The following is a 26,094-nucleotide window of genomic DNA, read 5'->3' on the forward strand; positions in this document are numbered from 1 at the left end:
GGCCGCCCAATCATCAGGCGGCCTGGTTTTTCATGCTCAACTGATCGCCATCCACCCGCACATAAATGGTGTCGCCGGGGGCAAACTTGCCTGACAACACATCCTGCGCCAGCGGGTTTTCCAGATATTGCTGGATGGCCCGTTTCAGCGGCCGTGCACCATAGACCGGATCAAACCCGGCTTCGGCCAGCAGATCCAGCGCGGCATCATCAATATCCAGCGACAGATCGCGATCGGCCAAACGTTTGCGCAACATATCCAGCTGTATGCTGGCAATGCCACGAATCTGCGACTGACCAAGAGGATGAAAGACCACCACCTCATCGATACGGTTGATGAACTCGGGACGAAAATGATTGCCGACCACTTCCATCACCGCCGACTTCATGGCTTCGTAGCGATTTTCGTTGTCATTGAAGTCACTGCTGTCGCTATTTGCCTGATCGAAGTTGATGGTATCGAACGAGCGATTGCGGGAAATATCCTGAATCACATCCGAACCCAGGTTCGACGTCATCACCACGACGGTATTGCGGAAATCCACAGTGCGCCCCTGACCGTCGGTCAGGCGACCATCCTCCAGAACCTGCAACAGAATATTGAACACATCCGGGTGCGCTTTTTCCACCTCGTCGAGCAACAGCACCGAATAAGGCTTGCGGCGCACGGCTTCGGTCAGATAACCACCTTCTTCGTAACCCACATAGCCGGGAGGGGCACCGATCAAACGAGCGACCGAGTGTTTCTCCATAAACTCCGACATATCGATTCGCACCATAGCGTCCTGACTGTCGAACAAAAATTCCGCCAGGGTTTTGCACAGTTCGGTTTTACCGACACCGGTTGGCCCAAGGAACAAAAACGAACCATTGGGGCGATTGGGATCTGACAGACCTGCTCGCGAGCGACGCACCGCATTGGAGACCGCGACCACCGCTTCGCTCTGGCCGATGACTTTGTTGTGCAACACGTCTTCCATGCGCAACAGTTTTTCGCGCTCACCTTCGAGCATTTTGCTGATCGGAATGCCCGTCCACTTGGACACCACTTCGGCAATCTCTTCCTCGGTGACGCTGTTACGCAGCAGCTGCATATCGATCATCTCGACCTGACTGGCGAGATCCAGCTGCTTTTCCAGCTCAGGGATGATGCCGTACTGCAACTCGGACATACGGCCGAGATCACCGGCGCGATGAGCTGCATCCAGATCCAGTCGCGCCTGTTCGAGGTTCGCCTTGATCTCGACGGAGCCATGCAGAGCCGCTTTTTCCGCGCGCCAGACTTCTTCCAGATCAGAGTATTCCCGCTCGTTCTTTTCGATCTCGTCATCGAGCAGTGCCAGCTGTTTCTTGGCCGCTTCGGTATCGTCTTTCTTCACCGCTTCGCGCTCGATCTTCAATTGAATCAAACGGCGCTCGAGCCGATCCAGCTCTTCCGGCTTGGAATCAATTTCCATACGGATTCGACTGCCCGCTTCATCGATCAGGTCGATGGCCTTGTCTGGCAACTGGCGATCAGTGATATAGCGCTGGGACAGCTTCGCTGCGGCGATGATCGCCGAGTCGGTAATGTCGACACCGTGGTGTACTTCGTAACGTTCTTTCAGGCCGCGCAGAATCGCAATGGTGTCTTCCTCAGTGGGTTCATCCACCAGCACCTTCTGGAAACGACGTTCCAGAGCGGCATCTTTTTCAATGTACTGACGATACTCATCCAGGGTGGTGGCACCGACACAGTGCAGCTCACCGCGAGCCAGTGCCGGCTTCAACATATTGCCCGCATCCATGGAGCCTTCAGCCTTACCGGCGCCCACCATGGTGTGAATTTCGTCGATAAACAGAATGATCTGACCTTCCTGTTTGGACAATTCGTTGAGTACCGACTTGAGTCGCTCTTCGAAATCGCCGCGGAATTTTGCCCCGGCCAGCAGCGCACCCAGGTCCAGAGACAGCAGGCGTTTGTTTTTCAGACCCTCCGGCACTTCGCCATTGACGATACGCTGGGCCAGACCTTCAACAATGGCCGTCTTACCCACGCCCGGCTCACCGATCAGCACGGGGTTGTTTTTGGTGCGGCGCTGCAGTACCTGAATGGTGCGACGGATTTCGTCATCGCGACCGATCACCGGATCGAGCTTGCCGGCTTCAGCGCGCTCGGTCAGATCAATGGTGTATTTGTCCAGCGCCTGACGATTGCCTTCGGCATCCGGATTATTCACCGCTTCACCACCGCGCACCTTGGCAATGGCTTCGTCCAGCTTTTTCGGATCGCCGTATTGTTTCAGCAATTTACCCAGCGAACTGTTGCTGTCGGACATGGCCGCCTGCAACACGCATTCGCTGGAAATATAGGCATCGCCATTGTCCTGGGCTTTTTTATCCGCCAGGTTCAGCAGGCGCCCCAATTCCGCCGACATTTGCACATCCCCGGTGGGGGTTTGTACCTTCGCCAGATTATCCAGTGCAATGGCCAGACCGTTGCGCAGACCCGCCATATCGAAACCGGCCTGTTTTAACAGCGGCAACACGGCACCACCCTGATGATCCAGCATGGCCAGCAACAGGTGAGCGGGTTCCAGCTGGGTATGATCACGCCCGACAGCCAGTGACTGTGCATCCGACATGGCCATTTGCAGTTGATTGGTTAAACGATCAATACGCATGATTTTCCTCAATTACGATCATGGTGCACGGCACCGATTTCGTGATTCCATCAAAAGATTTCGCGCTTCAGGGAATAGGCCCAGTCAGCGCATGGATTTCTGTCGCACCAATTCCCACACTACAAACAGGGTTATTGGCTAACAGAACTATAGTCATTCACCGGAAGGCTGTCCGGCTTCTGTCTATGAAATTGGGGCTGCGATGGGGAAATCAAGAGATATCAGAAAAAAACATAGGACAAAATCGCCACATGGACGGTTTTGCTTTACCAGAAAGGCCCTAGATCAGCCAGATGGCGGAGGCCATACGACCGGTCTCACCGTTGCGACGGTAGGAATAAAATCGCTCTTCGTCCTCAAATGTGCAGAAGTTACCACCGAACACCTGAGAGACACCCACTTCGTTCAGCTCGGCTCTGGCCAGCTGATACAAGTCAGCGTAATACTTCATGGGCTTGCTCAGGCTCGGACGAAAGGCCGCCGAGATGGCGTCGCAATGCTCCGGGCTGAGTGCGGTTTCGAAGAAACCCTCGAGCACATCGATCCCGACTTCAAACTGTGACTGACTGATGGCCGGCCCCAGATAGACCAGCACCTCATCCATGGAACAACTGAATTGTGACAAGGCCTCCCGCACGATCCCCCCTGCCAGACTGCGCCAGCCCGCGTGCACAGCCGCCACCTGAGTTCCGGCGCGATCGCACAACAGAATCGGCAGGCAATCGGCGGTCATCACGACACAGGCCAACCCCACCTGCTGCGTGATACAGCCATCGGCGGTTCTCACCAGCCCGTCCGACTGAGCTTCGACCACTTTGATACCGTGAACCTGCTCCAGCCATTGCGGCTCGGCACTCAGTCCCAACAGCCTGGACAAGTCTGCGCGATTGGCGGCTACGGCCTGGGGGTCGTCGCCCACGTGCAGTGCCAGATTGTTACTGGCGAAGGATCCGGCACTGACACCGCCCTGTCGGGTGGTGATGACGGCCCGCACCTGGTCGGGTGCCGGCCAGTCCGGGTAGATCAGGGACGCGGAGGAACCAGACACAGGTTAACCTTCCGCCAGCAACCGCAGCAGCTCGGCCATATCGTCCGGGCGCGGCGCCTGCCACTCCATATATTCGTCCGTTGCCGGGTGAATCAACCCCAGCTGGGCAGCGTGCAGTGCCTGACGACCAAAGCCCTTTAGCATCTCCAGCAATTCCGGCGACGCCTGTTTCGGGATTTTCATGCGACCGGCGTAGGTTGAATCTCCCACCAGTGGATAGCCGATATGGGCCATATGCACACGAATTTGGTGAGTGCGGCCGGTTTCCAGTTTCAAACGTATGTGCGTGTGCGCCGTAAAGCGCTTGATCACCCGGTAGTGAGTGATCGCTTCCTTACCACCAAACTGAACCACGGCCATCTTCTGGCGCTGACGCGGGTGGCGAGCCATGGGCTCATCCACCTTGCCGCCGCCCGTCATTACACCAGGCACAATGGCCTCGTATTCGCGACTGACGGTTCGCTCTTGCAGCTGGGCCACCAGATCGGCGTGAGCTTCCAGAGTTTTGGCGACCACCATCAGGCCGGTGGTGTCCTTGTCGAGGCGATGCACAATGCCGGCGCGGGGCACATTGATCAGGTCCGGGCAGTGAAACAGCAGGCCATTGAGCAGAGTGCCGGAGCGGTTCCCCGCCGCCGGGTGCACCACCAGCCCCGCCGGTTTATTGATCACCAGGATATAGTCATCCTCATAGACGATATCCAGCGGGATATCTTCCGCTTCCCAGTCGCCCTGTTCTTCCTGCTCAGCCAATAACCTCAGCTCCTCTCCGCCCAACACCTTGTCCTTGGGCTTGGCAGACTTACCGTCTATCGTCAGGGCAGAGGATTTGATCCAGGTCTGGATACGGGAGCGGGAGTAACCGGGGAACAGCTCGGCTGCCGCAAAGTCCAGCCGCGACCCCATCATTTCTGCGGGTACCGTAGCGGTTAATTCGAGTGTTTCTGCCATAAGATACTGCCTAACATCAGGTCAACGCCTGAATTCTGAAGAATGAATGCTGATAACCACCTGCCTGCGAGGGCTTCCAGCGCACAACTGCACAGCCCACTGAACTCGCCCGAAAAAGCGTGGTCGAACCTTGACCCGGGTACATTCGGGCCAGCGGCACCTGCTGCGGAGCTTGCTGCGCAGCGCCACTATTCGGTAAAAGCGTAATAAAATCAGCCGCTTTCGGCCGTGGCCACTTTGGTCTGAGTGTTCTCTGTGGTTAAATACGTGCGCTAAATCTGTATTTCCCAGCTGAACTGGGTAGTTTAAACAAGCTCCGGTGAATAATCATTCAATAATCACCCGACATGCCAACTGAGTTGACTGACCTATGCGAGCCCGTCTCATTTTGATTGTAGCCAGTGTTATTTTTCTGGCCGCCTGCTCTTCCCAGGAAGACACAGGCCCCAAGTACACCACTGAAAAAGATTTCTACGAAGCCGCCCAACGGCAACTCGACAGCAGCCAGTGGGAAATCGCGATTGATAACCTGCAGGCGCTGGAAGCCAACTTCCCGTTTGGCACCTACGCCGAACAAGCCCAGCTGGAACTGATTTACGCCTACTACCGCAACTTTGAGCACGAGGCCTCTTCCGCTGCTGCAGACCGGTTTATCCGCCTCCACCCCCAGCACCGCAACGTGGATTACGCTTACTACATGAAAGGCCTGTCGTCCTTTACAGAGGGCAGCGGGATGTTTGAACGCTTTCTGCCCACCGACCTGACCAAGCGCGACCCCGGTGCCGCCCGTCAGTCGTTTGCGCACTTTTCACAACTGCTGGCCCGCTTTCCCAACAGCCAGTACGCCCCCGATGCCCGCAAGCGCATGATTTACCTGCGCAACCTGCTGGCTCGCTACGAAATTCACGTGGCCAACTACTACATGAAGCGCGGAGCCTTTGTTGCCGCTGCCAATCGTGGCCGCTATGTGGTGGAAAACTTCCAACAGGCGCCGGCAGTCCCTGACGCCCTGGCAGTGATGGTGCAAAGCTACCACTCTTTGCATATGGAAGAACTGTCCGCCAACGCGCTGAAAACCCTGAAAGCCAACTACCCAAACCACCCTGCGTTTGATAAAGACGGCAATTTCAACTATCAGCACAGCTCCCGTCTCGGCGATCGCTCCTGGGTCAGCTATGCCACCTTTGGCCTGTTCGACAAAAAGGATCCTCCGGGTTTCGACAGCCGTGAACTGTACAACCCTGAGTACCTCAAAAACGATCAGGCGGTTCGCAGCACCTCCGAACCTGTTAACAGCAATACCTCAGAGCCTGAGGAAGAGCGCTCCTGGCTCAGCTGGCTGACCTTTGGCTTGCTCGGTTAAGTCTCGCAATAAGAGATTTGCACCTTCTAAAAAGCGCCCACGGGCGCTTTTTTATTGCCCCCTCATAACGCAAGCTTCCCCTCACACAAGCATCCTTACCTGCGATTACCCCGACTCCAAACGTAAAGTTTTAATAACCTCGTTGTAAAGGCGCCACACCGTCCTTATATCTGTAACAAGGGCCATGACATGGCCTACAACATCCCAAGGGAAGCACCTGTAACTTTCGATGACTGACTCAGCACACAATACAAATCTCCGTTTTTCCCGTCTGGGGAGCATCCGGTGGATTCTGCTGACCCTGCTTTGCCTTGTCGGGGCTGAGGTGACTCATGCCCGTGTTGACGTCACCGAACAGCCTCTTAACGCCATTGTTGTCACTTCGGATCTCAATACCGAACAAGCTCAGGATGAGCAGTGGGATTGGGACGCCCTGACGCCGGCTCCCTGCCCGGTGCTCCAAACCCTGAGCACTCCTGTGAGATCTGGCACCGCTACCATCCCCAGACATCAGTTACTGACGGCTTTTATTGCCCGGGCTCCGCCACACACCTCTCCAAAGACTCGCATTTTAGTGTTTTAGCACTTAACTATTGATATGTGTATTTAAACTCCCCTGCAGGGAGTATTTGGAGAACAATATGAAGATAGGAACCCTATCCCCCGTAAGCAGTCTGTCTGGCCGTTTGAATCTGCAAGAGCAGGCATTACCCGACGTCACCCTGTCCAGCCCTGCCATTTCCGTATTCATGGATTACACCGTATTTCAGCCACTGTCGCTGGATCCCGGAGTCAGTATCGATGACGCCGGCACGGCCATGAAATACAGTCACACCAACCTCAAACTGATTGCCGATCGCGACAACTATCTGCTGGGTATCATCAGCCTGAGAGACATCAACAGCGTCAAGGTGCTCTCCACAGCTTCGGCAATGGGCGTATCCCGCGAGGATCTGTCTGTCAAAGATCTGATGACACCGGTGTCGCAGCTGAAGTACATCAAGCGTGACCTGCTGGATAAAACCACGGTCTCCGATCTGGTGGATGCACTGGAGTCCAACAAACAGCGCTTTCTGGTGGTGATCGACAGCAACGAGGCACTCTGCGGCCTGATCTGCGCAGACGAAATTGCGCGACTGCTGGGCAAACAGCTGAATACTCTGCCTGTGGCCCACGACTTTAATGAAGTCTTCACGGCACTGAGAAAGTAATCCTCTCCTCTAACCCCGGGGTTATCTCGGGTGGCTTCATACCAGAAGCCGCCTGAGTTAACCCGCTCTCCATCCAATCCTGCACCCAGGCCATACACCCTGCCTGAGTCAAAGTACTTGACTTGACGCAACAACCCTTTAGAATTTTCAGAAATTTCTGAAGCTTTAGAAAGGTGTATCGTGAAGTTATCTGACAGCAGCCAGGCACTGGTACTGCATTTTGGAGAAATGGGCAGCCGCTGGGGCTTTAACCGCACGGTTGGTCAAATACTGGCATTGCTGACCATCCATCCCGAACCTCTCAATGCCGACCATTTGGCAGAAGCCCTTCACGTCAGTCGTGGCAATGTGAGCATGGGACTCAAGGAGCTGCAGGCCTGGCGTCTGATCGAGCGACAACATCAACCCGGTGACCGCAAGGAATACTTCACGCCCTCCGGTTCCATCTGGGACATGGCCCGCATTGTTTTCGAAGAGCGTCGCAAGCGCGAACTCGATCCCACACTCTCTCTGTTGCGCCAACAGCTGCTGAGCGCGTCTGAGGATAGCGGGGCGGATTATACTCAGGCCAAAATGCAGGAAATCTACGACCTGCTGGAGCAACTCAATACCTTTGCCAACTCCCTCCACGATATGGAGCCCGAACGCCTGAAAAAGCTCATGAGCATGGGAGCCGGTGTCAGCAAAGTCCTCAACTTTGGCAGCAAGAAAAAATCGTCTCCTTCATCTGCCAGTTAGCACCTGACGGTACACCCTGATCCCTCAAGGGTGTGCCTTACATATTGTCGTACAGCTCACACCGTACAGCACAAAAGAGGTACCACCATGCTGGACACGCTCATACTTTCGCGCGTGCAATTCGCGGCCAATATCAGCTTTCATATTCTGTTTCCCACCATCACCATTGCGCTGTGCTGGATCGTCTTTTTCTTTAAGTTGCGCTATGACCAGACCCAAAACCCGGTCTGGATGAGAGCCTACCGCTTCTGGATCAAGATACTGGCTCTGACCTTTGCGCTCGGCGTGGTCAGCGGGATCACCATGTCGTTCCAGTTCGGCACCAACTGGCCCGGGTTTATGGAAACCGTCGGCAATATCGCCGGCCCACTACTGGGCTACGAAGTACTGACAGCATTTTTCCTCGAGGCCACCTTCCTGGGCATCATGTTGTTCGGCATCAATCGGGTGCCCAGCAAGGTGCATACGTTTTCTGCCCTGATGGTGGCGATTGGCACCACCTTGTCAGCCTTCTGGATTTTGGCGCTCAACTCGTGGATGCACACACCCGCAGGCTACGAGATGATTGACGGCGTGGCTCACGTCACCAGCTGGTGGGAGGTGATTTTCAACCCGTCTTTCCCCTATCGTCTGGCACATATGCTGATTGCCTCCGGCCTGACTGCAGCCTTCTTTGTGGCAGGCATCTCCGCCTACCGCATCCGCTTGGGGGATCCTAAAAAAGCACCGAGACTGGCTCTCAAAACCGGTCTGATCGTTGCCGCAATACTGGCCCCACTACAGGCTTTCGTCGGCGACCTTCACGGGTTGAATACACTGGAACATCAACCGGAGAAAATTGCTGCGGTTGAAGGAATCTGGCACACCGAAAAAGGCGCACCGCTGCTGCTGTTTGCTGTGCCCGACGGAGAGGCAAAAACCAACCACTTTGCCGTCGGCATTCCCAAAGGGGCCAGTTTGATCCTCACTCACGAACTGGATGGTGAACTGCAGGGTTTGAATGAATTCGAGGGGCAACACCCTCCTGTCGCACCAGCGTTCTTCGGTTTCCGCATCATGGTGGGTATCGGTTTTCTCATGTGGCTGGTTGCCTGGGTGGCCAGCTATCAACTGCGCAACGGCCGGGAAGCCTCTCCCTTATTATTGCGCGTGGTCAGCTTTATGACCTTTTCCGGCTGGATCAGCACCCTGGCAGGATGGTATGTCACCGAGATTGGACGCCAACCCTGGCTGGTAACCGGTGTTCTGAAAACCGCCGATGCCGTGACTCCCGTTCCTCCCAGTCACGTGGGGTTGTCTCTGACCCTGTATCTGTTGGTGTACGCATTTCTCCTGTGGGCCTATATACACACCCTGCGCCTGATGGCCCGCAAGTCGGTTACCGTGGAAGAATTTGAAACCGCGACCCGTTCACTCGATGGCAGTCTGAGCCACGAGCTGGAGCTGACTTCAGAGACCTCCACAACCGATATCAATCACACCCCCAAAGGAGCCAACTCATGATGGATGCTCACACGCTGCCGATTATTTTTGTGGCTTTAACCGGCCTGGCTGTCGTCGTCTATGCCATCCTCGATGGCTACGACCTTGGCGTTGGCATTCTGTTGCCCATGGACGACCGTGAAGAGGCGGATCGCGATACCATGATTGCCTCCATTGGCCCTTTCTGGGATGCCAATGAAACTTGGCTGGTACTCGCCATTGGTCTGCTGTTGATTGCCTTTCCCGCGGCTCACAGTGTGGTTCTCACGCACTTGTATTTGCCTGTGGCCATCATGCTGATCGGCCTGATCATGCGCGGCGTGGCCTTTGACTTCCGGGCCAAGGCCGCCATCGATCACAAGCTGGCCTGGGATCGCTGTTTTAAAATGGGCTCCCTGCTGACGACCTTTTCTCAGGGCTTTATGCTCGGCATGTATGTAATGGGCTTTCAGTACGACTGGCCCAGTGTGTTATTTGCCACCCTGTCTGCGTTTGGCGTGACCGCCGCCTACAGTTACATCGGTGGTGCCTGGCTGATCATGAAGACCGAAGGTGAACTCCAAAAGCAAGCCGTTCGCTGGACTCGCAACAGTGGCCGCGCCACCTTTATCGGGGTTGTCGCCGTGTCTTTGGTCAACCCCATGGTCAACCCCGGTGTGTTTAATCGCTGGTTTGAATTTCCGCTGGTGATGTTTGTCCTGCTGATTCCCGCACTGTGCTTTTTCGCATTTATCTTTAACGATGTGTTGCTCGCACGTTTACCAAAACAGAATGATCGTCACTGCTGGCTGCCGTTCCTGATGGTTATCGCCATTTTCATTCTGTGTTTCAGCGCCTTGGGCTTCAGCTTTTTTCCGGAGATTGTTCCCGGTCAAATGACCATCTGGCAAGCCGCCAGCGCACCAGAATCCTTGCGGTTTATTTTGTGGGGTGCGATTGTCGTCATTCCGGTGATACTTATGTACACCGCGTTCTCTTATAAGATTTTTCATGGCAAGGCGACAGAGCTGCATTATCACTGACACACAAAGCGTTAAAAGGAGCCTGAGAACTTCGAAGAAAGTAAAAGGATAATCTGAAAATAGAAAAGGACGAGGGCCGCAAACCCGTCGTCCTTTTTTTTGTAACTGACTGCTTTTCTGACTACCGGCCGCTTTCCGCACCTTCAGTCAGTTGTTTCATGACTTGATCCAGATTGAAACTGGCTGGTCTCTGCCGCGGAGGAAACTCCACAAAGGTTTGAATCATTTTCCCGGCGATATCCTGACCCGCGGCACCGGCAAACTGAATGATGCCCTCCATCCACTCGTAGTAACTGTTGGAGTTATGCTGCGCTTTCTCAAAAGGATCCATTCTCAAATCGAACACCAGAGGGATACGCAGCGGAACAAAAGGATACATCCAGACACCGAACTTGTTGGCCTGCTGCTCCATAAACACCAGCTTCCAGCGATTGAAACGCATCGCCACTAGCTGACCATCATCGTTCCAATAGAAAAACTCTTCACGGGGCCAGCTTTTCTCATCAGATTTACCGGTTAACCAGGGCAACAGATTGTAGCCATCGAGATGCACTTTATAGGTCTTGCCGCCGGCGCTGTAGCCTTTCAGCAATTTGTTTTTAATGTCCGGCTCACCCACAGCGGCCATCAGCGTCGGGAACCAGTCATTGGAGGCAATGATTTGATTACTGACAGAGTCCGGTGCAATTTTACCCGGCCAGCGAACCAGAGCAGGCACACGATAACCGCCTTCCCAGTTGGTATTCTTCTCGCCGCGGAACGGAGTCACTGCACCGTCTGGCCACATATTGAAATGCGGGCCGTTATCGGTGGTGTAAATGACGATGGTATTGTCGGCAATTTTCAGTTTATCCAGCGTGTTGAGCAACTTGCCCACATGGTCATCGTGCTGCAACATGCCATCGGCGTAGGTGCTTAAACCAGACTTGCCGGCATACTCGGGAGAAACATGGGTGACATAATGCATCCGTGTTGAGTTAAACCAGACAAAGAAGGGTTTATTGGCGGCGTGTTGACGCTCGATAAAATCAACGGCTGCACCCAGAAATTCTTCATCCACGGTTTCCATACGCTTCTTGGTCAGTGGACCGGTGTCCACCACCTTGCCATCGGCGGTAGATCGAATCACACCGCGAGGACCAAATTTCTTGCGAAATGCAGGATCTTTGGGATAGTAGGGATTTTCCGGAGTTTCCTCGGCATTGAGGTGGTAGAGGTTGCCAAAGAACTCATCAAAACCGTGTTCGGTGGGTAAAAACTCATCCAGATCGCCCAGGTGATTTTTACCGAACTGCCCCGTCGCATACCCCAGCGGTTTCAGCAGCTCTGCCAGCGTCGGATCTTCCGGCTGAATACCCAGCGTGGACCCCGGGATACCCACTTTCGTCAGACCGGTGCGGACAGGCATTTGACCGGTAATCAGTGCAGCGCGACCGGCGGTACAGGATTGCTCGGCATAGTAATCGGTAAAGCGCATACCTTCATTGGCAATGCGATCGATGTTGGGCGTTTTGTAGCCCATCATGCCGTCGTTGTAATAACTCAAATTCTGCAGGCCGATATCATCCCCCATAATAATGAGGATATTGGGCTTTTTGCTTTGAGCCATTGCACCCAAGGGGAGGAGTACCGACACGATCATGAGCGTCAGCGCAGCTCGTATTTGAACACTCCCCATCTTCCGTAATTGTTTTGAAGCCATTGTTAAGTCTCTTAATCGCTAATTTGATAGGCTTTCAGGGATAGGTTTACCTCATCTGCTGAACCGCGAGCCAAGCATCTGAGGGCTAAACAGTAAGACATACGCCAAATGCCACAAATCCCCGATAGCCCTAGAAATATAGTAGAGCCCTCAGAACATACAACCCGTTCGCCAAAAACGCCCCCAGAAGCTCACTACCAGCCTCTCACCGCAATGAACGTATGGATTGGCGCATTTGCTGGCGCTGCATTCCCATCTGTCGCGCACGGCTGGCGCCATTGAGCTGCTGCAGGCGCTGTTGATGTGGCACATTTTGCAGACGCCGGTTCAGGTCGGGGGATCGATGTTGCAACGCAGTCGCGGCTTTTTGCCGATCAAATGAATTCCGGTCAATCGACTGCACTCTTTGCTGCAGCTTTTGTTGATCAACCGACTGTGCCTTTTGCTGCAGCTTCTGTTTATCTATCGACTGAGTCTTTTGACGAAGATCCTGCTGCTTATCACTGGGCAGGCTCTGCCAGGCATTGCCTGCCCGCTCCTGCCACTGGCCATTATTGTGTTTCAGAACGTTGCCGTTGTGGTCGGCAAAGATGTTATTGGACTTGCCCTGACTGACACGAGCGTTGCGAAAGTCATGCTTGATCTGTTCTTTGGACGCCAAACGTTTTTTGTTGTCCGGTTTTTTGTAAAGATTGGTGACCTTGTTGTTGTGCAGCACATTTTTGTTCAGGGTATTTTTATTAAATTTGTTACCTGCCACCAGCTTGTTGCCCACATTCACCCTGTTGCCAATATTGATGTCACCGGTATTGATCACCACCGGACGACGATAGCCTCCGCCGTACCAGCCGCCACAGCAGGCTCCCGGACGATAAGGGCCATGCCAGCCGGCGCCCCAGTTCATGCCGACACTGAAAAAACCGTTGCTCCAGCTCAAGCCGAATGTCCAGCCGGTCCAGGAGTTGTAGCCCACGTTAAACCCCCAGGTTGGTGGTCTGGGATAATAGTAACTACCGCCCCAATACGATGGATAGCGCCAGCCGGTTCCGTAGACAGGTACTCCGTAATAGGGATACGACCACAGGTAACCAGGGGTATAACCCACATAGACCACTTCGGGGGTGGATTCGTAAATATCGACATAGGTGGTGTTGTACACCGGTGAGCTGGGCGGGATCTTGGCGATTTCCTCATCGGGTATGCTGTCCGCCACTGTCCAGGGGCCCGTTGGCGAGCCCGCGGTAAACCACACCCCGTTATCCACCGCGTAATACCGACCTTCCACTTTAAGCACCTGCGCACTGGTATTGATGGCGTAGGCAACCTGTGTGCCGCTGATCTTCTGAAACTTGGGTGAGCCGTCGTACTCCACTGTGAAGCTGGCATCTTTGCGACTGATTGCGGCGGTCTGTGGAATCGCCGCATCCAGCACCGCTTCTTCGGCTTCATCCGTGCCCGCAACCGACACCCGCAGTCCACCCAGATCGGACGCCGGTGGAATATTGGCAAAGCTCTGCGGCAACTCATCGGCACGCACAAAGGTCCATGGGCCCGATTCCTGTTTCGAGCGGAACCAGCGACCAGACAGCAGAACATACATATTGCCGGTTGCCAGTTCCCGCAACCACGGCGTCTCGGTGTTGCTGACATACATCAGCTGACCGTCGGCAAGCACTTTCCATTCCGTCTTGCCATCGGTAGAAATCAACTCTGCCGGTTCAGTCACAACCACCACCCGTGGTGCGGTTTGGCGATCCGGCTTGTCACCCTCGGGCTTGGGCACCATCTGCACCAGATCCTGTGGGGGATTCTGTATTTGCTGATAAGGCCCCAAAGCCTTGCTTGCCTCATACCAGTAATAACCACTGGTGAGGTAAAGTTTGCGCGACCGGGTATCACGCACCACCGTCATGGGCGTATTCAAGGCGCGCTCGTAGTGACTGTTATCAATGGCTGAAAACTTCGGCTCGCCATCAAAGCTCAGCAGCACTGCCAGCTCCTGCTGAAACAGGATCTCGGGCGGATCGTTTTTGATATCAGCCAGACTGGCTTTCTCTCTTTCCGCCGACTCCAGACTTGCCGTTAATAACGACAGCGAGGTTTTAAACTGAACACTTTCGAGGGATTGGTTCACGACCGCGATAAAGCGCTGCTGTCCGGCATCCCGGGATTCGGGCCATTTCACATCGGTGACATTTAAGTTGCGCACCAGAACCTGATCCTCACTGCGATCCGTATCCAGTTTGGCGGTAAACCAAAAGACCCCAAAGACGGAGTCCTGACCGTTCAGGGAAAATGACATGGCCGCTCTGGCGGTAAGGGTATTGCCACTGAGTGCTTCAGGTTGCGGCTGATAGACGGTCAGCGGCCCTTCGCTGGTATCGACCACCTGTGGCCATTCCACAGCCTCTACCCATGCGGAAAGCACCATCAGGAAAATGAACAACACACGCTGAAACTGGGGGAATGCGGGACTGCGATTCTGCATTACGGGATCCTTGCCGGGGAGTAAACCTGTTCAGCAAGCATAGACGATCGCGAAAAGATATCCTGATCAGGCCGACATCACTGTCCGGCGATGGGCGATAGCTGTCCTTTAACCAGCGATTGCAGATCCGCCGGGCTCAACTCAATTTCCAACCCGCGCCGCCCGGCACTGACAAAGATGGTGGAAAATTCCGCCGCCGAGGCGTCCAACACGGTTTTCAGCAATTTCTTTTGCCCCAGAGGGCTGACGCCGCCCAGTACATAGCCGCTGGAGCGCTCTACCTCTTGCTTATCGGCCATCGCCGCTTTTTTGGCGCCACAGGCCTTGGCCATGGCTTTCAGGTTGAGTTTGGCAGATACCGGCACCACCCCCACGGCCAACTGTTTACTGTCGAGCTGTACAACCAGTGTTTTGAAGACCTGCCTTGGATCGACACCCATTTTTTCGGCCGCTTCCAGACCGTAGGATTCGGTGCCGGCATCGTGAGTGTACTCATGTACCCGATGCGCAATGCGGTGTTTTTTGGCAAGGTTAATAGCCGGTGTCATCTACTTATATCCTTTTTCTGTCGCTGCCACATCTCAAGCAGCATCGTCCTGCATAGACAACCCCACGCCTCAACCCAGCCCGAGGCGATCAAACCGCTGCAATGCCATAAAAGCGTCATAAGCCACCGGTAAATTCGACATCATTTGCAAGAGGTTTTCGCTGCCTTCGTATCCCGGTCCGGCCAACGCAGGTCGATATTATGAGCTACATTGGAAGGGGCACTGTAAAAATCATATTGGTATGTTAACTGCTTATACAATTTTGGGCTAAAGCCCGAATCAGGAAAATAACCCGCATGAGGACACTCAGCTGTTAAAAAATAATATTCAGTCACCTGAACAGGTTATGGAGACCTTTATTTTTTCCCTCAAGCTGCAACCGACAGATTTCTGCAACAGTGCCCGTTGCGCTCCCCTCTTCTCACATCGCAAGGTACCACCATGTCACCAGATCTCAACAAACCGATTGCGTGGAATGACTACGCTCTCGGAGACTTTTACGACGAGCTTATCAGCAGCCCCGGACACGCAAGAAAACCGGCAAAGAAACTGTTTTCCTATCTTAAGTCGTTGAATTCTGAGGATATTTCATCACGCATCAATGCCGCAGAACTGGCTATCCGGGAAATGGGGATCAGTTTCACGGTCTACACCGACGAAGGCAACATCGACCGCGCCTGGCCTTTCGACATCATTCCCCGTGTGATTGACAAGAAACAGTGGGACAAAACCGACGCCGGACTCAAACAGCGCCTGCAGGCGCTCAATATGTTTATTGACGACCTCTATAACGATCAGAAGATCATTAAAGACGGCATCATTCCGGAGTACGTCCTCAAGCAATCCAGCAACTATCGCAAGGAGTGCGAAGGCATGTCTCCCCCGTTTGGGGTGTGGGCCAATATTTGTGGCACCGATTTGGTGCGTGACAGTGACGGCGACTTTTACGTGCTGGAAGATAATCTGCGTGTACCTTCCGGGGTGTCTTACATGCTGGAAAACCGCTCGATCATGAAGCGGGTGCTGCCGGAGGTCTTCGAAAAAGTCGATATCGCGCCGGTCGGCGACTACCCCTCGCGCCTGTTTGAAATGCTGACCAGCCTGTCGCCGCGTAAAATCAAGAAGCCGGTGATCGTGGTCTTAACACCGGGCATTTTTAACTCCGCCTATTTTGAACACGCGTTCCTCGCCCAGAAAATGGGCGCCGAGCTGGTGGAAGGCAGCGACCTGGTGGTGCAGGACGATGACTGCCTGTATATGAAAACCATCACCGGACTGGAGCGGGTCGATGTGATGTATCGCCGCATCGATGATTTGTTCCTCGATCCCGAAGTCTTCAACAAGGACTCGGTACTGGGCGTTCCCGGGCTGATGCGCGCCTGGAAGGCCGGCAATCTGGCACTGGCCAATGCCCCCGGTGCCGGTGTCGCAGACGACAAGGTGGTCTACGCCTACGTACCGGCGATTATCAAATACTATCTGGACGAAGATCCTTTGATCTCCAACGTGGAAACCTTCCTCTGTTACGAGGAAAAACAGCGTCAGCATGTACTTGCCAACCTCGACAAGCTGGTGATCAAACCCGCCAATGAATCCGGCGGTTACGGCATGCTGATCGGGCCCCATTCCACGCAGAAAGAACGGGACAAATTTGCCCAGTTGATCAAAGCCAACCCGCGCAATTACATTGCCCAGCCCACCCTGTCCCTGTCGACGGCCCCCACGTTTATTGGCCGGCACAACAATCCCGAGCCCCGACATCTGGATCTGCGTCCCTTTGTCCTGCAGGGCAAGAGCAGCTATGTCACGACCGGAGGCCTCACCCGGGTGGCTATGGTCAAGGGATCCCTGGTGGTGAACTCATCCCAGGGCGGGGGCAGTAAAGACACCTGGATTGTGGACACCAGCACGGAGGGCAAATCATGATGCTATCCCGAGTAGCCGAGCGCATCTACTGGACCGGTCGCTATCTGGAGCGGGTTGCCAACACGGCTCGCCTGATCAGTATTTACGAAACCCTGCTGTTCGACCTGCCAAAAACCGTCGAGCTGAGCTGGTACAACCTGATCATTATCAACGACCTGCAGGAAACCTTCGGCGAACGCTACAGCGTGCGCTCCGAACGCAATGTTGTGAAATTTCTGCTGGGTGATGACGATAACTCTTCGTCCCTGATCAACTCCCTGAAAGCCGCCCGTGAAAATGTGCGCACCACCCGCGATGTGGTTCCCGAAGAAGCCTGGGAGATGATCTGTGAATTGACGATCTACGTGCAGGACAATCTGGAACAGGGCATCAATCGCCGCAGCCGCCATGAATTTCTCGAAGATGTCATCAAGGGCTGTCTGCAGATTAACGGCTTGCTGTTTAGCACCATGCCCCATGTTGCCTCGTGGGAATTTTTCCAGATTGGCTACAACCTGGAGCGGGCCGATATGACCGTGCGTTATCTGGAAGCCGGACTGACCGGTATTCTGGAATTGGCGGACGATGATTACGCTGTGAACAGCCAGCAGGTGATCTGGGGCAGCGTACTGCGCTCTCTCAACGCCACTCAATACTATCTGCGAACAACCCGCAGTCCGGTAAAGGGACACGAGGTGATGCCCTATCTGCTCAATGATCCCGCCTTTCCGAAATCCATCGCTTACTGTATCAAATCCATTGTGAAATCCTGCCACTGCCTGCCGCGATCAGAGCCGCTGATCGAGCACATGGGAAAAATTGAGAAGAAGCTCAACGTCAAAATGGACTTCGTGAATCCCGGCGACGAGTTGCTGAACTTTTTAAATCAATTGCAGATTTTAATAACCAGCAGTCATTTTGTTGTCTCAGACATTTGGTTTCCTTCGGACTAATGACACGGGGCCGGCAGGCTGATTCGTTTGTCCAAATTTTGTTACAGCTGAAGCATTACAAAGGAAACATCGACCATGACCATTCGCGTTGCTCTGAATCACAACACGTATTACCAGTTTGATCGACCGGTAAACTTGTCGCCGCACACCATTCGTTTGCGTCCGGCCCCTCACAGTCGCACTCCGATTCACAGCTACAGTTTGAAAGTCGAACCCAAAAATCATTTCATCAATTGGCAGCAGGACGCCTTTGGTAATTTTTTGGCGCGTCTTGTGTTCCCCGAGAAAACCACCAGGTTTTCTGTGGAAGTGGAAGTTCAGGCGGACATGACGGTCATCAATCCTTTTGACTTCTTCCTCGACGAATACGCTGAAGAGTTTCCTTTCACCTACCCCAAGCAACTGAAAAAAGAGCTCCAGCCCTATCTTGAAAAGGGCAAGCACGGTCCGCTGTTTAAAAAACTGCTGAAATCCATCTCGCTGGAAAAACGGCGCACTAACGACTTTCTGGTGGAATTGAATCAGAAAATCGAAAAGCTGATCGAGTACGCCATCCGCATGGAGCCCGGTGTTCAAACACCGGAAGAAACTCTCGAACGGGGCATTGGCTCCTGTCGGGATTCCGCCTGGTTACTGGTTCAATTGTTCCGCCACGTAGGACTGGCGGCACGTTTTGCCTCCGGCTATCTGGTGCAGCTAAAGCCCGATGAGAAATCGCTGGATGGTCCCAGCGGCGCCGCCGAGGACTTCACCGATCTGCACGCCTGGTGTGAGGTGTACCTGCCCGGTGCCGGCTGGATTGGCCTCGACCCGACTTCCGGCCTGTTCGCCAGCGAGGGGCATATTCCTTTGGCCTGTACCCCCGATCCGGTTTCCGCAGCGCCCATTGAGGGTTTTACCGACAAGTGTGAAGTGGAATTCAAGCACAGCAACGAAGTCTCCCGCATTCTGGAAGACCCGCGCGTCACCAAACCCTACACCGACAATCAATGGGCCGAGGTGCTCAGCCTCGGCGACGCCGTCGATAAAGAACTGGAAGAACTCGATGTGCGATTGACCATGGGCGGCGAACCGACGTTTGTCTCCATTGACGATATGGAGTCAGAACAATGGAATACCGCCGCACTGGGCGCTCACAAACTGAGTCTGGCCAACACGCTGCAACTGAAACTGCGGGACCATTTTGCTCCTCACGGCCTGCTGCATTACGGTCAGGGGAAGTGGTATCCCGGTGAGGAAGTCCCGCGCTGGGCACTGGGTATCTTCTGGCGCAAGGACGGTGACCCTCTGTGGAAAAATCCGGAGCTGCTGGCCCGCAAGGACAAGGATTACGGCTACGACATCAAAGACGCCAAGAAGCTGATGTGCGGAATTTCCCAACTGCTGGGCATCAAGAAAGATTATGTGCAGCCCGTTTATGAGGATGCGCTGCATTATTTACTGCAGGAGCGAAAGCTGCCCACCAACATCGACAACGCGGTTGCCAAAGCCAAAGACTCCACCGAGCGAGCCCGACTGGCCAGCATTCTGGAACGCACTCTGAAAAAACCCAGCGGCTATATCGTGCCACTGGAATGGGATTCGGTAACGCAAAGCTGGCAGACCTGTCTGTGGGAAACCCGCCGCGACCGCCTGACCCTGATTCCCGGGGACTCGCCCATCGGTTTACGACTGCCTTTAAACGACCTGCCCTACAGCGCCAAAACCGAAGTGCCTGCAGAGCGGGATCCGTTTGAACCGCGCCAGCCATTGCAAAAACGGGCAGAAATGACCTTTCCTGCATCTCCGGTTGTGGTAACACAGGTCATGACTGATATCGGCAATGTCTTTGACGAAGACTCAGAAGACGAAGCAGACACCGGCAAAAAACGTAAAAAGCACGAAACTGAAAAAACCGACCCGCTGCTGCGCTCGGTGATTCGCACCACTTTATGCGTGGAAGCGCGCGAAGGCCGTCTGTACGTGTTTATGCCTCCGGTGTACAGCCTGGAAAATTACATCGAACTGGTTACCGCCATCGAAGAGACCTGTCAGAAACTGAACATCGCGGTCGTCATTGAAGGCTACGAACCACCGCGGGATCCACGCATGCAAAAACTGCTGGTCACTCCGGATCCGGGCGTTATCGAAGTCAACATCCATCCCGCGGACAACTGGCGGCAGATGGTCAGCAATATGGAAGAGCTCTATGCGGCGGCACGGGAATCCCGGCTGGCCACCGAAAAGTTTATGCTCGATGGCCGTCACACCGGCACCGGCGGCGGCAATCACATCACTCTGGGCGGCAAAACCCCGGCCGACAGCCCGATGCTGCGGCGTCCGGATCTGCTGCGCAGCTTTGTCACCTTCTGGCAGCACCATCCGAGCCTGTCCTATGTATTTTCCGGCGCCTTTATCGGCCCCACCAGTCAGGCTCCACGAGCCGACGAGGGTCGGGACGAAATGCTCTATGAGATGGAAACCGCTTTTCAGCAAATGCCTGACGGCCTGTCCGAGCAGCCCTGGCTGATTGACCGCCTGATGCGCAACCTGCTGATCGACATCACCGGCAACACTCACCGGGCGGAGTTCTGTATCGACAAGCTTTACTCCCCTGACGGCGCCGCCGGACGCCTGGGGATTCTCGAGTTCCGCGGGTTTGAGATGCCGCCCCACAGTCGCATGGCACTGGTTCAGGCGCTGCTGATTCGCACCATGGTACTGCGATTCTGGAAAGAGCCCTACAACAAACCCCTGGTGCGCTGGGGAACCCAGCTGCACGACCGCTTTATGATGCCTCACCACCTGTGGCAGGACATGAAAGAAGTGGTGGATGACCTCAACGAACACGGCTATCCCTTTAAACTGGAATGGTTACTGCCATTCGAGGAGTTCCGCTTCCCCCATTATGGTCGCACCAAGCTCGATGACATGGAGCTGGAACTGCGCTGGGCGGTGGAGCCCTGGCACGTTCTCGGCGAGGAGAGCGGCAGCTTCGGCACCGCCCGCTATGTGGATTCCTCCGTGGAACGCCTGCAAGTGAAAATGACCGGCATGACCGAAGGCCGCTACGTGGTAGCCTGCAACGGCCGCCGGGTGCCTCTGGCCAATACCGGACGACAGGGCGAAAGTGTCGCTGCCGTGCGCTATAAAGCCTGGGCACCGCCCTCTGGCCTGCATCCGACCATTGGTGTCCACACGCCACTGGTGTTCGATGTGATTGATACCTGGAACGGCCGCTCCATCGGTGGCTGTACTTATCATGTATCGCACCCCGGCGGGCGCAGTTACGACACTTTCCCGGTCAATGCCTTTGAGGCGGAATCCCGACGCGGCAACCGCTTTGATCAGCTCAGCCACACCCCGGGCCCCTACACGCCCAAACCGGAAGTGGATGCCCTGCGGGAATTCTTTCCGGTCAATCATCCGCCGCGTCCCATGTCGCCGCCGCCGGAAGAATCACCGGATGAGTACCCCTACACACTGGATTTGCGCCGTCGTCCTCGCTGGTTAGAGTAGGCGCGTCATATCTGGACAATATCATGGCCGAGTGGGATTGGCATGCCGCCACAGGGGCCGCTGTCAGGCCCTAATAACCAACAGGAATGGATAGCTCGGGTATGACACAGAACCGGCAATTGAAGAGTCCGCGTAAGCTGACATAATGGCAGCCCCTCGCCGCTACGAAGCCGGGACGGCTGCTATCATTGAATGACGACCACACCTTAATAGCGGCACATTATGAAAAATTCATGATATATAGTGCTAAACCGAATTCTTTGCTATCCATTGCGTAAACAGGAAACCCCGTGATTCAGTCCTCCAGCCAAGTCAGTACCTTACAGCCTGAAGAACTGGTGTACCGCCCCAGCGGTTCCTTGCGGGATGAAGTTTTTGATGCCGAAGGCAAAACCAAGGCCCACTGGGAGCAATTACTCAACAGCTTCCACGCCATTGGCCGCACGACGTTCGAAGATCGCATCAACAAGGCTCGCCGCATCCTGCGCGATGACGGTGCCACCTACAATATTTACAGCGACCCCTCCGCCCCCAGCAACACCTGGGAGCTGGACCTGGTGCCCTCACTGATCAGCAGCTCCGAGTGGGCCACCATCGAGTCCGGCCTGCAGGAACGGGCCGAGCTGTTTAACTTGCTGCTTAAAGATATTTACGGCCCCCGCAACCTGATCCGTCACGGCGTCATTCCCCCGGAGGCCCTGTTCAGCCACAAGGGATTTCTGCGTGCCTGTCACGGCATTCAGCTGCCCGGTGAACATCAGCTCATCCTGCACGCGGTGGACTTGATCCGCGGCGCCGACGGCAATATGTGTGTGCTGACGGATCGCACCCAGTCACCCAGCGGCGCAGGCTACGCACTGGAAAACCGCACCGTAATGTCGCGGGTATTGCCCAGCCTGTTCCGCAACAGCCAGGTGCACCGGCTGGCGAGTTTTTTCCAGCAAATGCGCGCCAAACTGGTGTCACTGTCACCCAATCAGGAACAGCCCCGAGTGGTTATCCTGACCCCTGGGGCACACAACGAAACCTATTTTGAGCACGCCTATTTCGCCAACTACATGGGGCTGCATCTGGTTCAAAGTGGCGACCTGATTGTCCGCAATGGCTATGTCTGGATGAAAACCCTGGACGGCCTCAGTCGGGTGGATGTCATTCTGCGCCGCGTTGACGATCTGTTTTGCGATCCGGTCGAGTTGCGCAGCGACTCGCAACTGGGCGTCCCCAATCTGCTGGATGTGGCCCGTTCCGGCCGCGTCGCCATCGCCAACCCGCTGGGATCAGGCATTCTGGAAAACCCGGTACTGCTGAAATTTTTGCCCGGCATTTCCAAGGCCCTGCTGGGGCGGGAGTTGCGCCTGCAAACCGTCGACAACTACTGGTGTGGCGATCCGCAGGATTTGGATTACGTGCTCAATCACCTCGACACCCTGGTGATTAAACCCACGTTTCGCGGAGCCGACATGGGCAGTGTGTCCGGTCGCCACCTGACCCGACAGCAACAGCAGGATCTGCGCGATCAGATCCAACAGCAACCCATGCAGTTTGTCGCTCAACCGCTGCTGGAAGCCGGGCAACTGCCCACCTACAACAAGGGCCAGCTGCTGCCCCGTCCTGCGTTACTGCGCAGCTTTGCCGTGGCGCACTCCGGTTCCTACAGCATCATGCCGGGAGGCCTCACCCGCGTGGGCGTGAAAGAGACTTCGGTGGAGATTTCCAACCAATCCGGCGCCCAGAGTAAAGACACCTGGATCATCAGCTCGGAGCCTCATGACACCGGCGCCATGCCCGCCGATGAAGCACCGGTCAGTCTGGTGCGGGAAGCCGATCTCATCAGTTTCCCCAGCCGTGTGGTGGAAAACCTGTTCTGGATGGGACGCTACGCCGAGCGCGCAGAGGCCTCCCTGCGATTGCTGCGCACCGTGTTCATGATGCTCAACGGCGAAGAGCCTGTGTCCGACAATTGCCGGCGCCTGCTGCTGCAGAGTGTCACGTCTGTCACGGCCACCCAACCCGGTTTCACCTCGGGCAATGACGCCCTGATTCAGGAGCCGGAAAAAGAGCTGTTGAGAGTCGTTGCCGACAGCAACTCCAGCGGCAGTGTGCGCTCCAATCTCAATGCCATGCTCTACTGCGCGGACGAATCCAAAGAGCTGCTGTCCTCGGATACGCTGCGGGTTATTAACGACATTCGCGACGGTTTGACCGAACTGGATACCGACCTGCTGAGTGGCGTGGGCATGGCCTCGGCCCCGGAAGAAGCTCTCGACCCGCTGGTAACCGCCCTGATGGCACTGTCCGGTCTGGCTCACGAGAGCATGACCCGCGACTTTGGCTGGCGCTTTATGGATATCGGTCGTCGCCTGGAGCGGGCGCTGCAGACCACCACCATCATTCGCTGTCTGGTGGTTCCCGAAACGCCGGAGACCGACCAGAACGTGTTGCTGCAAACCCTGCTGTTATCGCTGGAGGGGCTGATCAGCTATCGTCGCCGCTACCGGGCAAGGATGGGGGTTCAATCCACACTGGATCTGGTGATGATGGATACCAGTAACCCACGGTCACTGCTGCATCAGCTGGAGCAGCTCAGCCACCACATCCGCGAGCTGCCCCGGGCACCGGACAATCGCCACGAACTGCCTCCGGAAGAGCGTGCCACCCTGCAGGCTGAAACACTGGTCAAGCTGTCTCTGCTGACCGAGCTCAGCGCCCGCGAAGACGGCGAGAGGACACAACTGAAACAAATGCTGATTACCCTGAAAAAATCGCTTAACACCATCAGCGATCTCATCAGCGACAAGTATTTCGATCACCGTGAGACCTCACAACAACTGGTCAGCAGTATTTGGGAGAACAACTGACGTGCGCTACCGGGTTAAACACATCACCGAGTATCTTTACAGTGGCCGTGTGTCGCACTGCTACAATCTGGCACACATGATCCCGCGCACCACCCTGCGCCAGACGCGACTGAACAACAGCATGAAAATCAGCCCGGTGGCGGCTCACAGCACCACCCGGGAAGATTATTTTGGCAACATTGCCCACCATTTTGAAATTCAGCGTCCCCACAACAAACTGGTAATCACCGCCACCAGCGAAGTGGAAACCGGCCCCCAGCACACCGCCATCAATCTGGACTTTGGCACCACCTGCGAACAGGCCAGGGACTTACTGAACAACGCAACCCAACCGGACTCATTGCTCGCTCGGGAATTTCTTATTGATTCGTCGATGATCAAACCCAGCGACGAACTGCGAGACTTCGCGGCACCGTCATTCGAAAAAGACCGACCTCTGCTGTCGGCAGTTATGGATCTCACCAGTCGGATTTTTCGCGAGTTTACCTACTCACCGCAATCGACCACCATTGCCACGCCGCTGGAAGAAGTGCTGAAAACCCGCAAGGGCGTGTGTCAGGACTTTGCCCACTTACAGATTGCCTGCCTGCGGGCACTGGGTTTTCCGGCGAAGTACGTTTCCGGATATCTGGAAACACTGCCGCCTCCGGGCAAGGAAAAACTGGTGGGAGCCGACGCCAGTCACGCCTGGATTTCGGTGTATTCACCGTCCGAAGGCTGGTTCGAGTTCGACCCAACCAACGATTGCCTGGTATCGGAACAACACATCATTACCGCCTGGGGAAGAGACTTTTACGACGTCACACCATTAAAAGGCGTTATCTTTGGCGGCGGCAAAAGCCCGGCATTGAATGTCTCGGTAGACGTTGCCCGGCTCTAAACCGGCCGCTTACCTTTCCTGCACACAGGCCAGATACACCGGCCGGCCATTGCGACGCAACATGGCTTCAATCCCCTTGCTCCAGAATTCCAGTCCGCGTCCCTGATAGAGTTCACCCGACGCGCTGCGCACCCGGTTCAACAGATGCGCACTGCCGTCATGAACATCACGCAGAATAATTTGCCCCGGCTGCAGCTCGACCGACTTGCCATTGTGATCATAGCGACCGTAGGACACCACCAGCTGATTGTCAGACTCGCACCGGTAAGTCACGATCTTCGGTTGCGTACCGGCAGAGCCGGAAATCAATCCATCCAGACACTCTGGCTTCGAATAGGCGACGCATGCCCGGCGAGTACAGGCCGCCACACCGGATTCCAGATTGCGCACGCAATTGTTACAACCGTCGGTGAAACGCTGGCAATCTTTCGCGATAACCGTTTTCCAACTGTTTGAGTCGTAGGCTTGTTCGCCAGCGGAAGCCTCGCCTGCCTCGGTGGTGGATTCGGTTTCACTGGAGGCACATCCCCACAACATCAACACACAACAGAACCCCATGATCATCAGCAGCGATTTTGACCAGGCGCGAGAGGCGGGGAAACAATTTCCGGAAGAGGTGGTGAGCTTTGGCATAACAATAAAAATCCTGTGATTCTGAAATCGATGGGTCTCAACTGGGCAGCAGTAACGCCGACCAGGGGCCGGTCTGTTTCTCTCAGATGAGTTCAAAGTCTGCAGAGTGTCTGTGAGTATAGGACAGATCCTCTGAAGGTTGCCGACAGCGC

18 protein-coding genes are annotated in these 26,094 nt (G+C 55.1%); 11 read left to right on the forward strand and 7 right to left on the reverse strand.

The features are described 5' to 3' along the window. Positions 1 to 13: 13 nt before the first annotated feature. From clpB to rluD, 3 genes are all read right to left on the reverse strand, one after another. On the reverse strand, positions 14 to 2,662 hold the full coding sequence (gene clpB, locus KOI40_RS00685) for an ATP-dependent chaperone ClpB (protein WP_216095488.1): 2,649 nt from the start codon (positions 2,660 to 2,662) through the stop codon (positions 14 to 16). A 280-nt stretch (positions 2,663 to 2,942) separates the two neighbouring features. Beyond that, positions 2,943 to 3,710, reverse strand: coding sequence for a peptidoglycan editing factor PgeF (gene pgeF / locus KOI40_RS00690; protein WP_216095489.1), 768 nt, complete (start codon positions 3,708 to 3,710; stop codon positions 2,943 to 2,945). Between the two features lie 3 nt (positions 3,711 to 3,713). Beyond that, positions 3,714 to 4,661, reverse strand: coding sequence for a 23S rRNA pseudouridine(1911/1915/1917) synthase RluD (gene rluD / locus KOI40_RS00695; RefSeq protein ID WP_216095490.1), 948 nt, complete (start codon positions 4,659 to 4,661; stop codon positions 3,714 to 3,716). Between the two features lie 370 nt (positions 4,662 to 5,031). On the opposite strand from rluD, the gene KOI40_RS00700 reads away from it, so the two are divergent. The 6 genes from KOI40_RS00700 to cydB all read left to right on the forward strand — a co-directional run bounded on the left by KOI40_RS00700 (position 5,032) and on the right by cydB (position 10,477). Further along, positions 5,032 to 6,024, forward strand: coding sequence for an outer membrane protein assembly factor BamD (locus tag KOI40_RS00700; protein ID WP_216095491.1), 993 nt, complete (start codon positions 5,032 to 5,034; stop codon positions 6,022 to 6,024). Between the two features lie 229 nt (positions 6,025 to 6,253). After that, the gene (locus KOI40_RS00705) at positions 6,254 to 6,607 is read left to right on the forward strand and encodes a hypothetical protein (RefSeq protein WP_216095492.1); all 354 of its coding nucleotides are present in this window, start codon (positions 6,254 to 6,256) and stop codon (positions 6,605 to 6,607) included. Between the two features lie 58 nt (positions 6,608 to 6,665). Beyond that, on the forward strand, positions 6,666 to 7,235 hold the full coding sequence (locus KOI40_RS00710) for a CBS domain-containing protein (RefSeq protein ID WP_216095493.1): 570 nt from the start codon (positions 6,666 to 6,668) through the stop codon (positions 7,233 to 7,235). A 180-nt stretch (positions 7,236 to 7,415) separates the two neighbouring features. Next, a complete protein-coding gene (locus tag KOI40_RS00715; RefSeq protein ID WP_216095494.1) occupies positions 7,416 to 7,973 on the forward strand; it encodes a GbsR/MarR family transcriptional regulator in 558 nt (185 codons plus the stop codon). Between the two features lie 87 nt (positions 7,974 to 8,060). Next, entirely contained in the window at positions 8,061 to 9,476 is a 1,416-nt protein-coding gene (locus KOI40_RS00720; protein WP_216095495.1) for a cytochrome ubiquinol oxidase subunit I, read from the forward strand. Further along, entirely contained in the window at positions 9,473 to 10,477 is a 1,005-nt protein-coding gene (cydB, locus tag KOI40_RS00725; protein WP_216095496.1) for a cytochrome d ubiquinol oxidase subunit II, read from the forward strand. Before KOI40_RS00720 ends, cydB begins: the two co-directional genes overlap by 4 nt. 121 nt (positions 10,478 to 10,598) lie before the next feature. Here the strand turns inward: cydB and KOI40_RS00730 are convergent, their stop codons facing one another. The 3 genes from KOI40_RS00730 to ybaK form a co-directional block, all read right to left on the reverse strand. Further along, positions 10,599 to 12,179: an arylsulfatase gene (locus KOI40_RS00730; RefSeq protein WP_304504152.1), complete on the reverse strand. Its 1,581-nt coding sequence runs from the start codon at positions 12,177 to 12,179 to the stop codon at positions 10,599 to 10,601. Between the two features lie 205 nt (positions 12,180 to 12,384). Further along, the gene (locus KOI40_RS00735) at positions 12,385 to 14,667 is read right to left on the reverse strand and encodes a carbohydrate-binding family V/XII (protein ID WP_216095497.1); all 2,283 of its coding nucleotides are present in this window, start codon (positions 14,665 to 14,667) and stop codon (positions 12,385 to 12,387) included. A gap of 77 nt (positions 14,668 to 14,744) precedes the next feature. After that, positions 14,745 to 15,215, reverse strand: a complete 471-nt coding sequence (ybaK, locus tag KOI40_RS00740) for a Cys-tRNA(Pro) deacylase (protein WP_216095498.1) — start codon at positions 15,213 to 15,215, stop codon at positions 14,745 to 14,747. A gap of 441 nt (positions 15,216 to 15,656) precedes the next feature. Here ybaK and KOI40_RS00745 point away from each other — a divergent pair, with 441 nt between their 5' ends. From KOI40_RS00745 to KOI40_RS18785, 5 genes are all read left to right on the forward strand, one after another. Further along, a complete protein-coding gene (locus KOI40_RS00745; RefSeq protein ID WP_216095499.1) occupies positions 15,657 to 17,141 on the forward strand; it encodes a circularly permuted type 2 ATP-grasp protein in 1,485 nt (494 codons plus the stop codon). Beyond that, a complete protein-coding gene (locus KOI40_RS00750; RefSeq protein WP_216095500.1) occupies positions 17,138 to 18,073 on the forward strand; it encodes an alpha-E domain-containing protein in 936 nt (311 codons plus the stop codon). Before KOI40_RS00745 ends, KOI40_RS00750 begins: the two co-directional genes overlap by 4 nt. Positions 18,074 to 18,148: 75 nt before the next feature. Continuing rightward, complete coding sequence (locus KOI40_RS00755) at positions 18,149 to 21,571, forward strand: transglutaminase family protein (RefSeq protein WP_216095501.1); 3,423 nt, start codon at positions 18,149 to 18,151, stop codon at positions 21,569 to 21,571. A gap of 290 nt (positions 21,572 to 21,861) precedes the next feature. Continuing rightward, entirely contained in the window at positions 21,862 to 24,429 is a 2,568-nt protein-coding gene (locus KOI40_RS00760; RefSeq protein WP_216095502.1) for a circularly permuted type 2 ATP-grasp protein, read from the forward strand. A 1-nt stretch (position 24,430) separates the two neighbouring features. Then, positions 24,431 to 25,309 (forward strand): transglutaminase family protein, encoded by an 879-nt coding sequence (locus KOI40_RS18785; RefSeq protein WP_216095503.1) that lies wholly within the window; start codon positions 24,431 to 24,433, stop codon positions 25,307 to 25,309. Between the two features lie 9 nt (positions 25,310 to 25,318). Here KOI40_RS18785 and KOI40_RS00770 read toward each other — a convergent pair whose 3' ends face one another. Beyond that, positions 25,319 to 25,942 (reverse strand): MliC family protein, encoded by a 624-nt coding sequence (locus KOI40_RS00770; protein WP_216095504.1) that lies wholly within the window; start codon positions 25,940 to 25,942, stop codon positions 25,319 to 25,321. Positions 25,943 to 26,094 lie beyond the last annotated feature (152 nt).

The organism is Pseudomaricurvus albidus, from assembly GCF_018863235.1.
Taxonomy (GTDB): Bacteria; Pseudomonadota; Gammaproteobacteria; order Pseudomonadales; family Cellvibrionaceae; genus Pseudomaricurvus; species Pseudomaricurvus albidus.

What these genes read in the sequence shown, in the direction of transcription:
- clpB (WP_216095488.1), bottom strand. Translation starts at nt 2,662, where the DNA reads ATGCGTATTGATCGTTTAACCAATCAACTGCAAATGGCCATGTCGGAT.
- rluD (WP_216095490.1), bottom strand. Translation starts at nt 4,661, where the DNA reads ATGGCAGAAACACTCGAATTAACCGCTACGGTACCCGCAGAAATGATG.
- KOI40_RS00700 (WP_216095491.1), top strand. Translation starts at nt 5,032, where the DNA reads ATGCGAGCCCGTCTCATTTTGATTGTAGCCAGTGTTATTTTTCTGGCC.
- KOI40_RS00705 (WP_216095492.1), top strand. Translation starts at nt 6,254, where the DNA reads ATGACTGACTCAGCACACAATACAAATCTCCGTTTTTCCCGTCTGGGG.
- KOI40_RS00710 (WP_216095493.1), top strand. Translation starts at nt 6,666, where the DNA reads ATGAAGATAGGAACCCTATCCCCCGTAAGCAGTCTGTCTGGCCGTTTG.
- KOI40_RS00720 (WP_216095495.1), top strand. Translation starts at nt 8,061, where the DNA reads ATGCTGGACACGCTCATACTTTCGCGCGTGCAATTCGCGGCCAATATC.
- cydB (WP_216095496.1), top strand. Translation starts at nt 9,473, where the DNA reads ATGATGGATGCTCACACGCTGCCGATTATTTTTGTGGCTTTAACCGGC.
- KOI40_RS00730 (WP_304504152.1), bottom strand. Translation starts at nt 12,179, where the DNA reads ATGGCTTCAAAACAATTACGGAAGATGGGGAGTGTTCAAATACGAGCT.
- KOI40_RS00735 (WP_216095497.1), bottom strand. Translation starts at nt 14,667, where the DNA reads ATGCAGAATCGCAGTCCCGCATTCCCCCAGTTTCAGCGTGTGTTGTTC.
- ybaK (WP_216095498.1), bottom strand. Translation starts at nt 15,215, where the DNA reads ATGACACCGGCTATTAACCTTGCCAAAAAACACCGCATTGCGCATCGG.
- KOI40_RS00745 (WP_216095499.1), top strand. Translation starts at nt 15,657, where the DNA reads ATGTCACCAGATCTCAACAAACCGATTGCGTGGAATGACTACGCTCTC.
- KOI40_RS00750 (WP_216095500.1), top strand. Translation starts at nt 17,138, where the DNA reads ATGATGCTATCCCGAGTAGCCGAGCGCATCTACTGGACCGGTCGCTAT.
- KOI40_RS00755 (WP_216095501.1), top strand. Translation starts at nt 18,149, where the DNA reads ATGACCATTCGCGTTGCTCTGAATCACAACACGTATTACCAGTTTGAT.
- KOI40_RS00770 (WP_216095504.1), bottom strand. Translation starts at nt 25,942, where the DNA reads ATGCCAAAGCTCACCACCTCTTCCGGAAATTGTTTCCCCGCCTCTCGC.